General features: G+C 58.4%; 12 protein-coding genes. 5 read left to right on the top strand and 7 right to left on the bottom strand.

Annotation, left to right across the window (positions count from 1 at the left end; all coding sequences use genetic code 11):
* Positions 1-3: 3 nt before the first annotated feature.
* The 7 genes from V6582_RS23445 to V6582_RS23415 all read right to left on the bottom strand — a co-directional run bounded on the left by V6582_RS23445 (position 4) and on the right by V6582_RS23415 (position 9,605).
* Complete coding sequence (locus V6582_RS23445) at positions 4-2,076, bottom strand: alpha-L-fucosidase (RefSeq protein WP_156633198.1); 2,073 nt, start codon at positions 2,074-2,076, stop codon at positions 4-6.
* Positions 2,077-2,151: 75 nt separating this feature from the next.
* Entirely contained in the window at positions 2,152-4,377 is a 2,226-nt protein-coding gene (locus V6582_RS23440; RefSeq protein WP_156633200.1) for a glycoside hydrolase family 95 protein, read from the bottom strand.
* Positions 4,378-4,415: 38 nt separating this feature from the next.
* Positions 4,416-5,498, bottom strand: coding sequence for an ABC transporter ATP-binding protein (locus tag V6582_RS23435; RefSeq protein ID WP_156633202.1), 1,083 nt, complete (start codon positions 5,496-5,498; stop codon positions 4,416-4,418).
* Positions 5,499-5,558: 60 nt separating this feature from the next.
* Complete coding sequence (locus V6582_RS23430; RefSeq protein ID WP_156633204.1) at positions 5,559-6,383, bottom strand: carbohydrate ABC transporter permease; 825 nt, start codon at positions 6,381-6,383, stop codon at positions 5,559-5,561.
* A complete protein-coding gene (locus V6582_RS23425; RefSeq protein ID WP_234889778.1) occupies positions 6,380-7,303 on the bottom strand; it encodes a carbohydrate ABC transporter permease in 924 nt (307 codons plus the stop codon). The genes V6582_RS23430 and V6582_RS23425 overlap by 4 nt, the downstream gene beginning before the upstream one ends.
* Positions 7,303-8,601 (bottom strand): ABC transporter substrate-binding protein, encoded by a 1,299-nt coding sequence (locus V6582_RS23420; protein ID WP_349509006.1) that lies wholly within the window; start codon positions 8,599-8,601, stop codon positions 7,303-7,305. The genes V6582_RS23425 and V6582_RS23420 overlap by 1 nt, the downstream gene beginning before the upstream one ends.
* 332 nt (positions 8,602-8,933) lie before the next feature.
* A complete protein-coding gene (locus tag V6582_RS23415) occupies positions 8,934-9,605 on the bottom strand; it encodes a FadR/GntR family transcriptional regulator (protein WP_156633208.1) in 672 nt (223 codons plus the stop codon).
* Between the two features lie 166 nt (positions 9,606-9,771).
* On the opposite strand from V6582_RS23415, the gene V6582_RS23410 reads away from it, so the two are divergent.
* From V6582_RS23410 to V6582_RS23390, 5 genes are all read left to right on the top strand, one after another.
* Entirely contained in the window at positions 9,772-11,346 is a 1,575-nt protein-coding gene (locus V6582_RS23410; RefSeq protein ID WP_156633209.1) for a sugar ABC transporter ATP-binding protein, read from the top strand.
* On the top strand, positions 11,339-12,388 hold the full coding sequence (locus V6582_RS23405) for an ABC transporter permease (protein WP_197434443.1): 1,050 nt from the start codon (positions 11,339-11,341) through the stop codon (positions 12,386-12,388). The genes V6582_RS23410 and V6582_RS23405 overlap by 8 nt, the downstream gene beginning before the upstream one ends.
* Before the next feature lie 96 nt (positions 12,389-12,484).
* Complete coding sequence (locus V6582_RS23400) at positions 12,485-13,426, top strand: ABC transporter substrate-binding protein (RefSeq protein ID WP_156633211.1); 942 nt, start codon at positions 12,485-12,487, stop codon at positions 13,424-13,426.
* Positions 13,427-13,494: 68 nt separating this feature from the next.
* Positions 13,495-14,499 carry an aldo/keto reductase gene (locus V6582_RS23395; protein WP_156633212.1) on the top strand — a complete coding sequence of 335 codons (1,005 nt, stop codon included), beginning with the start codon at positions 13,495-13,497 and terminating at the stop codon, positions 14,497-14,499.
* Positions 14,500-14,501: 2 nt separating this feature from the next.
* Positions 14,502-15,314: an amidohydrolase family protein gene (locus V6582_RS23390; RefSeq protein WP_156633214.1), complete on the top strand. Its 813-nt coding sequence runs from the start codon at positions 14,502-14,504 to the stop codon at positions 15,312-15,314.
* Positions 15,315-15,318 lie beyond the last annotated feature (4 nt).

Here is a 15,318-nt window from a genome sequence, read left to right as displayed (position 1 = left end):
ACATCATCCGGGTGCCATTCCGTCAATAACAATCGCACGGTGAATGGAAATGCCGGGCAGATCAACCGTGATTGCGCCATCTGCTTGTTTTTTCCAAGCAAATGTCTCGCCCGAAATCGCGTCATAGACGGATGACGGCGTCCCAGGCAGCCGGACCGTGAAGGAGACCGGCCCGATCGAGGGAATATCCTCGATCATTTCCATGGGTCTCGCTGTCGGCTGCCAATTGATCCGCACCGACTGGCCGCGGATCTGTGGAATGCCGCAAAGGAGGTGAACGATGCTGCGATTTTCATGGGCCTGCACCGTCAGCGTCGCACGGCCTGCGGATGGCAAAGTGGTTTCAAGCGCCCGCCCCGGCATCAGCCGTTCGATCAGCGCATCGACCAGATATTTGTAGAGAGGCTGCCCCATGGCGCGGTAAAGTGCAAAGACCGGATAGGCGATAGTGCCCACCTTGCCATGGATTGCGCAGGCCACCCCAATAGAATCGGCCTCAGGATCGTCAGGGGTATGCTGATGCGAGCAGAAATGGTTGAAGGCGCGATTGAAATAAGGGGGCCGGATGCTTGCCAGAACAGTGGCGCCAGCCGCTTGCAGTTTTTCCGCCCCGGCATAGACCACGAAGGGACTTGCTGGCAGGCGTGCATCGCTCAACTCTTCGGTGATCTGTGCATAGGATGGCTCGAACGCGATGTTTTCGCCTGTGAGTGTTAGGCCCGTCTCAAAGGCAAAAGCGCCGGTGTCCGGTATGCGGCCAGACTGGCCGGAAATGAGGACCGCGCCACCGTCGGCGATATAGGCATCGAATTTTGCCTTTAATGCAGCATCCACCGGGATCGTATCGGGCAGGATAATCAGGCGATGGCGGGAAAAATCCATCTCCGGGTCGATCACATCGAAACATCTGTGCAATTCCAGCAGCATCTGTACCGCGCCGTCATCGCTATCGCGCACACGCTCCACACCGTCCCGATGGAAATATTCGGTCGCGAGAATGGCGATGTCAGAAACCTGTTCCGCCCCGCCCAGAAAGGGTTCAAGAGCGGCGATCCGGCGAAATGCCGGGGCTATGCTGCGATAGGTATCGGTGTTGATCCGACCATTGGGATGAAGCTGATCACCAACCAGACATTTGGAGCCAAGTGCCACCATCATGGCGCATTCGTAGTCCAGCGCATCGGGATGTTTGAAACCGCCGAATTCGCCCCAACTGGTGTGAAATTTGCCGGTGTGACTGACAAAATCCAGGCCAAGCCGCGCCGCATAACGCGCGCTGGAGGGAAAGTGATTATAGCCCCAGCCGCCCGTGGGCAGGCTTTCCAGCTCAAGATGGGTGTAGGACGCGTAACGGTCCTTGCCATATTTGTTGACATGGCCGCTGTTGTAAAAGATCCGAGCTTGCGGAAATTCGCGCCGCAGAACGGTACTCATCTCCTCGCGGAACTGCGCGTTGACGGCCTCGTCATTGGCCAGCCGATCTGCCTTGCTCAATGGGTCGAGATTGAGGCATGCCATACGGGCAAGGCAGGCATTGCAGACGCAATCCGGTGTCTGGATAATATCGAAGAACAGCCCGGCGGTTGGGTAAAGCGTCAGAACCTCCCGGGCCTCGGTGATCAGGTGGCTGCGAAACTCATCGTGGTTGAGGCACAAGGTGTGCCAGGCGGCGCTTAACTGGTTCTGGGCCGAACGATCATGGTCATCCGCATGATCCAGATGGTTGTTGGCCTTCATCACCCGCCATTCAGGATGCAGGCGGGCGGTCCGCTCATCCCACTGCACCGAGAGATAGATCGGCGTTTCAATGTCGGCGGCGTTGCAGGCGGCAATCATCTCTCCCAGCAGATCTGGACGCGACAGATTGGGATGCGGCGCACCCACCTTGGTCGGATAATAGGACCAGCCATGGTGACATTTGGCAAACAGCGTGATGGAATTCACATGCGACTGTTTGAGTGTTGCAACGAACTCTTCGGCGTCAAACTGGCTGCCAATGCCCGGAATATGTTCGGACGTGTGGAAATCGAGATGAATTTGACGATACCGCAATGGACGCAATGAATTCTGCGACATGATGGCTCCTTTTCTCCGGCACGAAAGCCGCGAAAACCCTGTTAGAACAACAGAAAATGCATGTTGAAATATCTGCTATCGATTTTCCCAAACCTCGCCTTGCTTGAGCTGAACCTCAAAGACATCAGCAGGTTGGCGGATGGTCAGAGACCCGGAATGGCCAGCCGTGATGCGGAGTGAAGACAGCATTCCCCCCTGCCTGCTGAGATCAACCGTGTGACCGCCACGGATGCGGACACCCTTGAGGCTGCCGCTTGACCATTGTTCCGGCAAGGCGGGCAGGAGGCGAAGCTCGCCGGGGCGCGATTGCACCAGCATTTCGACAATCCCGGCCGCTCCCCCAAAATTCCCGTCAATCTGGAAAGGAGGATGGGCATCCATCAGGTTCGGATAGGTGCGCTCAGGGGTCAAAAGCTTGGTCAGAACCTGTGCGGCCCGATTGCCATCGGCCAGTCTGGCCCAGAGGTTCAGCCGCCAGCCAATGCCCCAGCCCGTTGCATCATCGCCGCGCCGTTCCAGAACAACCTGTGCGGCCTTGGCCAGATCCGGCGTGTCCAATGGGTCGATTTGCAGGCTCGGATAAAGCCCATAGAGATGCGAGACATGGCGATGCTGCTGCTCTGGCGCGTCCAGATCCCAGTCTTCCATCCACTCCTGCAATTGACCGCCTTTGCCGATGCGGTCTTCCGGCAGGCGGGCACGGGTGGCGACCGCCGCTGTGCGAAGCTCACCGTCTCGCCCAAGCGTGGCGCTGGCATCTGCGAAGGCCTCAAACAGGTCTCGCAGAATCTGGCTGTCCATGGCGGGTGCGGCGCAAAGCGATGAGCCGAAGGGATGGGAGTTTTCCGGCGACAGTGATGGGCAAGTGCCGAGGTAATTACTATCAGGCAAAGCAACCAGCGTATCCAGCGCAAATTCCACCGCCCCCTTGAGCAACGGATAGATGCGCTCCAGCACTGCGCGATCGGGATTGAAGCGGTAGTGATCATAAAGCTGGGCGCAGAGCCAGGCGCCGCCCATCGGCCAAAGCCCCCAATGGGGTCCATCAATCGGGCCGGTGGCACGCCAGATATCGGTGTTATGGTGCAGAACCCAGCCACGCGCACCGTAATGGGCCTTGGCCATCTCGCGGCCCGTTTCGGCCACATCTTCCACCAGTTCCACCAGCGGCAGGAAGGTCTCGGACAGATTGGCAACATCGGCCAGCCAGTAATTCATTTCGAGATTGATGTTGACGGTGTATTTGCTGCCCCAGGCCGGTAAAATATCTTCGTTCCATATGCCCTGGAGATTGGCGGCCTGCGTGCCGGGTCTGGAACAGGAAATAGCTAGATAGCGGCCATATTGCAGATAAAGCGCGGCCAGCGAGGGATCATTGCCTTCGGCATAAGCAGCAATGCGCTTGTCGGTCGGGATGTTTGGCACGGACTTGTCACCAAGGGTAATCTGCATCCGATCAAACAAGCGACGATGCTCTGTGACATGGGCCGCGAGCAGCGCCTCATAGGACAGCATAGCCGCCGCATCCAGGCGTGCTTTGATCTGCGCCTGCGGATCACCATCAATAGTCTTGTAGTTTTGAAAGCTGGTGCCTGCATCGATCAGCAACACGACGCTGGACGCTTCACGCACCCGAATGGTTTCTTCGCCAATGTCGACAAAGCCACCCTCAGTCAGTACCCGCACCCGGAAGGCAAAGCGCAGCGCGCTATCAATGCCATTTTGCCGACGATTGCGCCCGTCATAGCCAAGGGTGGCATCGGCGATGTCAACAGGGTCGCCGTTTTGCGGGCTGCTGAGCATCACCGTCATCGATAAGGCACCCGGCTGATCCACCGCAATCCGGCAAACAATCACATCCTGGATGGCAGAGACGAAGACATCGCGGCGAAAATGCACGCCGTGGCAATCATATTGCGTGACAGCAACAGCCGTTTCCAGATCGAGCGAACGACGATAATTGGTGACGGTCATATCATGGTGTAGATCAAGCCAGACATCGCCAATCGGCTGATAGGAGGTCTGCCGATCCGGCTTGGCCATGGCCCCTTCATAGGCCTTGCGGTCGGCCTCCTGATAGCGCCCGGCAAGGATCAGATTGCGCGCCTCAGGCAAGGCGACATGGGCATCGGGATTGATCGGCTGGTAAGGGCCACCGCTCCAGAATGTGCTCTCATTGATCTGAAGGCGCTCATTCCAGGCATCTCCGAACACCATGGCGCCCAGCCGACCATTGCCAACGGGAAGGGCCTCGGTCCAGACGGATGCGGCACGGTCGTACCAGAGTTCATTATCGCTCATGAATAGAAATCCTTTTGAAATATCAGCTGAATGACCTGTCACCGAAGGCGCGCACCGCTGGCCGGATCAAACAGCAAGGCCTTGGACGGGTGAAAACCGGTGTGGATCGTATCGCCGGCCCGCACCGACCGATCACCCTTCAGATCAACCGTCAGCGCGTCTTCGCCCCGCATGTTGCTGTAGCCATAAGAGACGCCGCCGAGGCTCTCCACCATGTCCACCCGCAGATCGAACCGGGCTGATCCGTCAGAAGAAAAATTCTCTGGTCGCATGCCAACGGAAATCTTTGCACCGGGGGCAAGATCGGCACCCAGTGCAAGCTCGAATTCAACGTTCTCGAACTCGCTGAGTTTGACGCGGACTGCCGCTGTGCTGCGCGACACCACATGACCCGTCAGAAAATTCATGCGGGGTGAGCCGATGAAACCGGCAACAAACATGTTATCGGGGTCGTCATAAAGGCTGATGGGCGTGCCGATCTGCTCGACATTGCCTGCCCGCAACACCACGATCCGGTCGGCCAAGGTCATAGCCTCCACCTGATCATGGGTGACGTAAATCATCGTCGAGGCCAATGACCGGTGCAGTTCGGCAATCTCCAGCCGCATTTTCACCCGCAATTCGGCATCAAGGTTAGAAAGCGGCTCATCGAACAGGAACACATTGGGGTCGCGCACGATGGCCCGCCCGATGGCAACCCGCTGACGCTGGCCACCAGACAAGGCGGCAGGCTTGCGTTCCAGAAGCGGGGTGATGTGCAAACGGTTTGCCGCCTGTTCCACCCGCCGTCCTATGTCGGCGCTTTTCATGCCCGCCATGCGCAGCGGAAAGCCGATATTGTTGCGCACGGTCATATGCGGATAGAGGGCGTAATTCTGAAACACCATGGCCACACCGCGCTCGGTGGGCGTGGCATCGTTGATGCGTTGACCATCGATGAAAATGTCGCCGCTAGTGATTAGCTCAAGCCCGGCAATCATCCGCAGCAGGGTGGATTTGCCACAGCCGGATGGCCCGACGAAGACGGTCAGGGAGCCATTTTCAAGGTCAAGATCAATGTCATCGATAACCTTCAAGGCACCGTAGCGCTTACCGACCCCTTTGAGTTCAACGGTTGCCATATGATTTTTCCTCCCGATGGCCGGTTTTGAGCCGGGACATGAACACTGTGGCTGACGCGGTCATTCCTTGCCTCCCGAGCGATTGCGTGCGTCTGCGGCAAAGAAGCGCTGAAACACGATGAAGACCACCAGGGGCACCGCCATGGTGACGATGGCCGCCACCGATTGTTGATCGAGGTTGGGCTCGAATGAGCCTGCAATGCGGGCCAACAGCACCGTCAACGGCACATCAGAGCGCAGATACAGCATGGGCAGCAGCATGGAATTCCAGCACCACAGGAATTGCAGGATGCCAACGGTTGCCATGGGTGTAAGGGAATTGGGCAGAACGACATGAAGAAAGGTCCGGATCGGCGTGCAGCCATCAATTTTTGAGGCCTCGATCAATTCACGTGGAAATTCCGCCAGAAAACTCTGCACCAGAAAGATCGACCAGGCGAAAGACAGTCCGACAAAGGGAATAAGCACGGCCCAGACATTGTCGATCATGTGCAGATCGCGCCAGAGCGTAAACAGCGGAATGATCACCACCTGCTGCGGCAACACGAACGAATTGACGACAACAAGCAGCAGAATGCGCCGTCCGGGGAATTTCAGAAACTGAAAGGCATAGGCCGCAGCCGGTGCCAGAAGAACCGTCAACAACGTCGCAAGCCCGGTCAGCTTCAGGGATGACAAAAAGGCGGGGGCCAGCGGATATTTTGTCCAGACCGTCAGCCAGGCCTCCAACGTGAAGCGCAGGGTGTGCAATGACCACCAACCACCAACGGCAATATCGCCAGCAGGCCGGATGGAGGTCAAAACCAGACCGACAACCGGCACAATCCAGAGGATAGCCAGAAGGCCAACGAGAACCGGAATCCAAAGAGGGGCACGAGCGTTCATGTCGCCTCCTTGGTGCGCTGGCGCAGCAATGGAATCGAGACGAACAGCACAACGGCGAGCAACACGACGGTGGCCGCCGCGCCATAGCCAAGCTTGAACTGCATCATCGATTCCCGAAACATGAAATAGCCAACCGTCTCGGTGGAGCACACCGGGCCACCGCCCGTCATGACGAAGATCATGTCAAAGGCCCGCAAGCTACCAAGAAGATTGATGAAAACCGCCACTTTCAACCCCGGCATCGACAGAGGCAAAATGATGTGGCGCATGATGGAGAGCGGCTTGGCCCCATCAATATAGGCCGCTTCCTTGATGCTTTTCGGAATGGTCTGGATCGAGGCAAAACAGGTCATCAGGGGCAGGCCCACTTGCGTCCAGGCATAGGCAATCACCAGACATGCGAGGGCTGTGGAGGTATCGCCCAGCCACGCGCGGGTCAGGTTTTCCAGACCGAGCGTGTTCAAGACGGCATTCAGCAAACCGCTGTCGCCCGGCCGGTAGATGCCGAGCCAGATGAAGCCGCTGACGGCCTCGGCAATGCCATAGGCACAGAAAATCATCACGCGAAACGGCAGAGTGGTGCGCGGGGCCAGCGAACACAGTACCGCAAGGCCCCAGCCGATGCCCACGGACAGGGCTGTTGTACCGACCGTCCAGACAAGAGTGGTGATCACGGCTACACGAAAACTGGCATCCGCCAGCAGGTTTGCGTAGTTGGAAAGCCCCACCCATTTGGCCGGGGCAAGACCGCGAATATCGAAAAACGACAGACGGATCGTATCGATCAACGGATAGACGACAGCGCACAGAAACAACAGCACCATCGGTGCAAGCAGGACGAGAGCCGCTCCCCCATCCGTCTGGAAGAAGCGCCGGTTGGCGCTCCCTCCCGTCCGTGGCAGATCGGTGATGGCCCGCATCAATACGATCCTTTTGCCTTGGCCTCGATGGCAGCCGTCACCCTGTCAATATTGGCATCACTGGGATCACCCAGGAATTTCTGGAGCTGGATGCGATACTCATCCGCCAGATCGCCGGGCAGGCCATCGCCCAGGACAAAGGCCGTATCTGCCCCGGTGACAAAGGTGTTGGACGCCTGAATGGCAGGGCTATAAAGCCCAACATCAACAGCCTTGGAGGAGGATGCTAAACCGCCCTTGGCAATGATATTTGCACCCTCACGGCTTATGGTGAAATCCATGAAGGCATCCGCAGCCTCGCTGTTGCCACCGGAGGCCAATGCGACAAACTCCTTGGCATCGACACTGGCGGCAGTGTCATGCCCCTGCCCCGTGGCTGGAAACTGGAATAGGCCGAACTGATCCGGCGCAAGCTTGTAGACGGTCTCGGCGCGGTTGTTGATCCACATTCCCATCTGGAAAAAGCCTGCTTTGCGCTCTTTCAAAACCCGGTCGGAGGCATTGTCCCATTCCGTGCCGAGCATTGTGGAGGCATCGCCGCAGCAACCGGCGCTCAACAGTTCGCGCCATTTGCGAAAAGCCGCCTTGACGCGATCATCGGTCCAGGGGATCTCGTGGGCCACCAGCTTGCGCGAAAGATCCGCCCCGCCCTCGCGTAAGATCAGTGTTTCAAACACTTCGGCATGCGCCCATGTCTTGGCAGGAACGGCCATTGGCACCACACCGGCGCTCTTCAGCTTGGCGATAGTGTCCAGGAACTGCGCCCAATCCTTGGGCGGCGAGGTAATTCCTGCCTTTTTGAAGGTCCCGGTGTCATACCAAAGACCGCTGCGGTCGCCGTAAGTGAAGGTAACGCCGTAGAGTTGGCCGGAGACAGATCCGAGATCCTTCCAGCTATTGTCGAGACGTTCTCCCCACTTCATGGCGGAATAGGCATCATCCAGCGGGCGCAAAAGGCCGGCGGTGACAAGTTCTGTGCGGAACGCTGGCCAGGTGTTGATCATCAGGTCGGCCTTTTCGCCGCCCATCAACGAAGTGCGAAGCCCCCCACGCGGATCGCCGGACCATGTCACCGGCACTTCCTTGATTTTCACATCCGGATATTTGGCCATGAAGGCTTTTTCCAGATTTTGAATCACCTCAAGGTCAGACCCCGCCATCCATTGCAGGATGACCAGATCCCCTTTGGGCGCAGCCAGCGCCGAACCGCTTGAGGCCAATGCAAGGGTAAATGCTGCCAAACTAAGACGCGCGCAACGTGACGCATCCCCGGCGATAGCCGTGAAACTGGTAGTCATCATAGGGGCTCCTCCTCCCGTTATGACGCCATACTGTCATCTAAAATGAAACGATGTCAACTAAATTGACTTTGCAAGCAAAACTGCCGGACTGCTGATCTGTGCAGGAAATTTCGTATTGCGGAATTTGGAGGACACCGGTGACAACGACATAAATCGAGAGGAAACGGTAGCAATCTCGGGCTGGTTTGAACCAGCATCCGCCGTTCTCGTCGCCCTATTGGCCAGCGCGCTACCTGCGAAATTCACCAGCAAAATACCGGATTCCCCCGACCTCGGCTCCCGGTCGAAAGTCCTGACCATTGGAGGCGGCGGAATGGCCGCGTCACCGGTCAATTTTCGAGCCACCGCCGTCGTGATGCCGTCAGATGGGCATACATCGCAGCCTGTGCCGCGAGCGGGTCTCGTGCTTCCAGCGCATTCAGAATTGCCTCATGCTCGATCAGCGCCTGTGACCAGGTTTCGGGCGTCTCAAAACGCCCCCTTATATGGTCCGAGATCGGACTATGACGTTCGTCAAACAGATTGGCGACGATCTCCGCCAGAACCGAATTGCCCGATTGCTCGGCGATGGTCAGATGAAACTGGCGGTCCTGATCGATCGGCTTGCGGCCCTCGGCAATCTCCTGACGCATCGCTTCGACAATCCCGACAAGCGCCGCAAAAACCGCATCGGTCATTGCCCCAGCGGCCTTGACGATAACAGCGCTTTCGATGACGGCACGCGCCTGCATCAGTTCCGTCGGGCTCTCCCCCAGTGATCGCCCTGATACGGCAGACTTGCTGGCGGACAGGACATAAATGCCCGATCCCATGCGAATCTCGATTGTCCCATCGATTTCCAGTGCAATCAACGCCTCGCGCAAGGACGGTCGCGAGACCCCGAGGGTTTGCGCCAACTCACGTTCCGGGGGCAGCCTCGACCCTGCCGAATAAGGGCCGCTTTGGATCAGATGCCGAACCTGGTCGGCAATCTGCTGGTAAAGGCGTTTGGGCAATGTCATTTTGGTCAGTCCAATTTAAAGAATTTCATCAATAAAACTATATTTATCCGAGATATTGCAACGCATGCAAGCACGAAAGAATAATTGGCTTGACCAATTATCGCAGCATGCCCTATGTCTGTCTACCGAAAGTCTGGGAGGCTTTCACGAACTGGAGGACATCGCGATGGGAGGAGTGTCGCTTGCCGCTGGCGAGTGCAAACCCGTGCCGCTGCTTTTAAAACTGGAAGGCGTCACCAAGGAATTCCCTGGGGTGAAGGCCCTGCAGGACGTCAGCCTTGATGTCAGGGCCGGTGAAGTCCATGCGGTTTGCGGAGAGAATGGAGCCGGAAAATCCACGCTGATGAAAATCATCAGCGGCGTCTACCAGAGAGACGCCGGCAACATGATCTACAAGGGCGAGACGGTTCATTTCACCTCCACATTGCAGTCGGAAGCCGCCGGAATTGCCATCATCCATCAAGAACTCAACCTCGTTCCGCATCTCTCCGTCGCCGAAAACATCTATCTTGCCCGCGAACCACGGCTAAGTTTTATGGGTGGGCGTTTTATGGTCGACAGGCGCAAGCTGCGCCAGGACGCCAAGCGATGCCTTGATCGCCTAGGGGTCGACATCAACCCTGACGCGCAGGTGCGCACGCTATCCGTCGCGCAGCGGCAGATGGTCGAGATCGCCAAGGCCCTTTCGCTCGACGCCTCCGTGCTCATCATGGATGAACCGACCTCCTCGCTGACGCAACAGGAAGCACAGCTTCTCTTTCGCGTCATCCGCGACCTGAAGCGCGAGGGAACCGGTATCATCTACATCTCGCATCGGCTCGACGAGATGGCAGAGATCGTCGATCGCGTCACGGTGCTGCGCGATGGGCGCTACATCTCGACGGATGATTTCGATGCGATCACCGTGGACTATATCGTCGCCCGCATGGTGGGCCGCTCGCTGGAGGAAAAATTCCCGGCACCGACCCGTTCGCCAACCAAGGACACCATTTTTTCCGTTTCGGGTCTTAGCCGCCATGGCGCTTTCTCCGATATCGGCTTTGAACTTCGCCGTGGCGAAATTCTGGGTTTTGCGGGATTGATGGGTGCCGGTCGGACGGAAGTGGCCCGGGCAATCTTCGGAGCCGATCCGTTCGACAGCGGAACAATCCTGCTCGAAGGGCGGCCCCTTTCGATTTCCGACCCACGTGCGGCCATTGACGCAGGGATCGCCTATCTTTCCGAGGACCGCAAGGCGGGAGGCCTGGCAGTCAAGATGCCGGTCGATGCCAACCTGATGATGGCCAATATGGAGGCCGTTTCCAATCCGTTCGGCGTGATCGACAAGGAACTGCACCGCCAGTCGAGCCAGCACTATGTCGATCTGCTCAACATCAGGACGCCCAGCCTGAACCAACCCGTCCGCCTGCTGTCGGGCGGCAACCAGCAAAAGATCATTATTGGAAAATGGCTGTTCCGGCAGCCGAAGATCATGTTCTTCGACGAGCCGACACGGGGCATCGATGTCGGCGCCAAGCTCGCCATCTACCGGTTGATGGATGAGCTTGCCGCCAAGGGCATCGGCATCATTCTGATCAGTTCCGAGCTTCCGGAAATCCTGGGATTGTCGGACCGCGTTGCGGTTTTCCACGAAGGCCGCATCACCGCAACCCTGACGACGCGCGAAACGTCGCAGGAAGAGATCATGCTTTATGCCTCCGGCCGTGTCCGGGAGAACGCGCGAGGAATGACCCATGGCTGAGATCATCACCGACAAGCCGCCGCAGGCGGGCCAGAAAAAGGGCCAGACAAGGGGACTGAGCGACCGGCAGAAGGATATCATCCAGAAATTTGCCGCGCTTGGCTGCCTGGTCGTTCTGGCCGCTGTCTTTGCCCTCACTTCCAATGCTTTCCTGAGCGTCAACAACGGCATGACGATCGCGCTACAGGTCACGTCGATTGCCTTTCTCGGCATCGGGGCAACCTATGTCATCATCACCGGGGGTATTGATCTCTCGGTCGGCTCCGTGCTGGCGCTGGCCGGGGTGGTCGCCGCCCTTGCCGTCAAGGAACTGGGCGCGCCGGTGTGGATCGGCATGGTGCTCGGCGTTCTCACAGGCACGGCCTGCGGGGTCATCAATGGCCTGGTCATTACCAAGCTGAAGCTGCCACCGTTCATTGCCACCCTTGGAATGATGCTGATTGCGCGTGGCGTCGCACTACAAATCACCGGCGCACGCGCCGTCTCGGGCCTTGGCGAATCCTTCGGGGTTTTGGGCAATGGCTCGCTGTTGCGCTTCGAAAGCATTGACGATCAAGGATTTCCGGTGGTCAGCTTTCCGGGCATTCCCTATCCTGTGGTGCTGATGGTCATCATTGCGGTGGCCGCAGCCTTCGTGCTGAACCGAACCGTGCTTGGCCGGCATATCTATGCCACCGGCTCGAATGCGGACGCCGCCCAGCTTTCAGGCGTCAATGTCGCCCGCGTCACCGCCTTCACCTATATCGTTTCCGGCACGCTGGCCGGTCTCACCGGCTGCGTGCTGATGTCTCGTCTCGTCACTGCCCAGCCGAATGAAGGCGTGGCCTATGAGCTGGATGCAATCGCTTCGGCGGTGATTGGCGGAACCTCGCTGATCGGCGGTGTCGGTACGATTTCCGGAACCTTCATCGGCGCCTTTGTCATCGGCATCCTGCGCAATGGCCTGAACATGAACGGCGTCTCCGCCTTCACCCAGCAGATCATTATAGGCCTCGTCATTCTCGGCACCGTCTGGATCGACCAGATCCGCAATCGGAAATAATACCGCCGTCAGGCGGAGGCAGAACGAACATGGGAAGGGAGGAGCCTTCCCCCGCATCGGTCCCCGGCTGGGCCCGTCACACTGAGGAGGAAAGACATGCGTAAACTAGCCCTGGCCCTTGCGGCCTCCGTCTTTACACTGTCGGGCGCGATCACCGCTTCGGCGGGCGAAATCGCCGTGATCGTCAAGACCGTTAACTCCACCTTCTGGCAGAACGTCCAGAAGGGCGCGGATACCGCGATTGGCAAGCAGAAGGCGCACACGATGACCTTCCAGGGTCCGGCTGCGGAATCCGCCATCGCCGATCAGGTCAACATGGTCGAAAACGCCGTGAACCGGAAGGTCGATGCCATCCTGCTTGCACCATCCGACCCGGACGCACTGGTCCCGGCGGTGAAGAAGGCTTGGGAAGCCCGCATTCCCGTCGTCATCATTGACTCTATGCTCTCAAAGGATGCCGAGAAATATTATCAGGCCTTCCTGGCGACGGACAACAAGGCAGCCGGTGAACTGGCGGCCAAGGCGATGATCCAGAAGGTTGGGACCGAAGGCAAGATTGCCGTGATGTCCTATGTGGCAGGTGCCGGTTCTGAAATCGGCCGCGTTGGCGGCTTTACCGACTACATCAAGGCCAACTCGAAACTCCAGATCGTCGGCCCCTATTATTCGCAGTCGCAGATGGCCACCGCGCTGAACCAGACGACCGACGTTCTTGCCGCCAATGCTGACCTGAAAGGCATCTTCGGCGCCAATGAGCCCACCGCCATCGGCATGGGCCGGGCAATCAAGCAGGCTGGCAAGACCGGCAAGCTCGTCGCTATCGGCTTTGACGGCAACCAGGACCTTCAGGAATTCGTCAAGGACGGCACGCTGGAAGCCACCGTCGTCCAGGGTTCCTATCAAATGGGTGAAAAGGGCGTGGATACGCTTTTGAAGCTTCTCTCGAAGGAAAAGGTCGAAAAGTTCATCGACACCGGCGTCGTGGTCGTCACGAAGCAGAACATCGACAAGCCGGAAGCCAAGAACGTGCTTTACTAATGTAATTACGGCACGCGGGGTTACCTCGCGTGCCGTTTCCCCAGATTTTCCAGTTTATGGGCAGGACAATGCAGGTCAACGACAGGCGCACGCTGCGCAATCGCGATGTTTCCTTCACGGTGATGGGTCTCGGCTGCGCGCAGATGGGCAATCTTTATCGCTGGACGAGTTACCAGGAAGCGCTCGGGGCCTTCGATGCCGCCTGGGATGCGGGCATTCGTTATTTCGATACCGCTCCCTTTTATGGCTACACCCGCTCCGAACGCCGTCTCGGGACGATGCTGACCGAACATGAGCGGGCAGACTACGTGCTCTCCACCAAGGTGGGCCGCGTGATGGTTCCCGATGAGACCGTTGGACAGGAGGAAGACACCTTTATTCAGCCTCTGCCGTTCCGTCCGGTCTATGATTACACCTATGATGCCATTCTGAAATCCTTTGAGGCAAGCCAGCAGCGCACGGGCGTGCTGAAGCCTGATATTCTCTATGTCCACGACATCGGCCAGATGACGCATGGTGAAAAACACGGGCATTATTGGGAGCAGTTGACCAAGGGCGGCGGGTTCAAGGCGCTCGGCCAGTTGCGCGAGGCTGGCCTCGTCAAGGCCATCGGCCTCGGCGTCAATGAGTGGCAGGCGGTCTGGGATGCGATGGATGCCTTCGATATCGATGTCGCCATGCTGGCCGGACGCTATACGCTGCTGGAACAGGACAGCCTGACGCTGCTGGACCGGGCGGATAAAGCCAATGTCGGGATCGTGGTGGCCGGGGTCTTTAATTCGGGCCTGCTGGCGGGAAACCGCAAGTTCAACTATGCCGAGGCACCCGCCGACATTCTTGCCCGCGTCGCCGAGATCGAAGCCGCATGTGCCGCTGAAGGCGTATCGCTACAGGCGGCGGCCTTGAATTTTCCGCTGCTGCATCCCGCCGTCGTCTCCGTGGTATCCGGCGTCCGCAACGGCGAGCAGATCCGCGCCAACGTCGCCTGGATGCAGGAAGACGTCCCCTCCTCCGTGTGGCGATCCCTGAAGGACAAGGGCATCATCGCCGATGGCGTCCCGATCGGAGCGTGATCATGATCATCGATGCACATCAGCATTTCTGGCTCATGAAAAACCGGCAAGGACAATGGCCCCCACCGGAACTAGCCGCCATCTACCGAGATTTCGGGGCCGCAGACCTGGAGCCGCAGCTGACCGCGACGGGCGTTGGGGGGACGGTTCTGGTTCAATCACTGCCAAGCATCGATGACACGCGCTTCCTGCTGGATCTGGCGCAATGTCATGATTTCATTCTCGGCGTGGTGGGCTGGGTTGACCTGAAGGCGGCGGATGCGGCCACCGTCATCACGGAGCTGGCGACCTATCCGAAGCTGAAGGGCCTGCGCCCCATGGTGCAGGATATTGCCGAGGATGACTGGATTGACGATCCCGCACTCGACCCGGCCATCGGGGCGATGCTGGCGTCGGGTCTCACCTTCGACGCGCTGGTTCTGCCCCGCCACCTCGCGCCATTGGAAAGGTTTGCGCGCCGTCATCCCGCTCTGCCTGTCGTCATCGATCACGGTGCAAAACCCGTCATCGCGCAAGGGCTCTATAGCGACTGGCGCAACGCCATGACGCGGCTTGCCGATCTGGAAAACATCTCCTGCAAGCTGTCTGGCCTGCTGACCGAAGCCGGTTCGCAACAGCCAGAAGCCATTCGTCCCTATGCCGAGACGATCCTCGATCTCTTCGGACCGGAACGGGTAATGTGGGGCAGCGACTGGCCGGTGCTGACCCTCGCCAGCGATTACCAAAGCTGGCTTGCCCAGGCCCGGGCCATCGTGCCGGAAGCCGCACATGATCGGGTATTTTGTGAAAACGCCCGCCGCTTCTACGGCCTTTGAGGGA

Source organism: Agrobacterium vitis (genome assembly GCF_037039395.1).
Lineage (GTDB): Bacteria > Pseudomonadota > Alphaproteobacteria > Rhizobiales > Rhizobiaceae > Allorhizobium > Allorhizobium vitis_E.
Note: the sequence above shows the minus strand (reverse complement) of the source record. Positions and strands in the feature narration are given on the sequence as shown.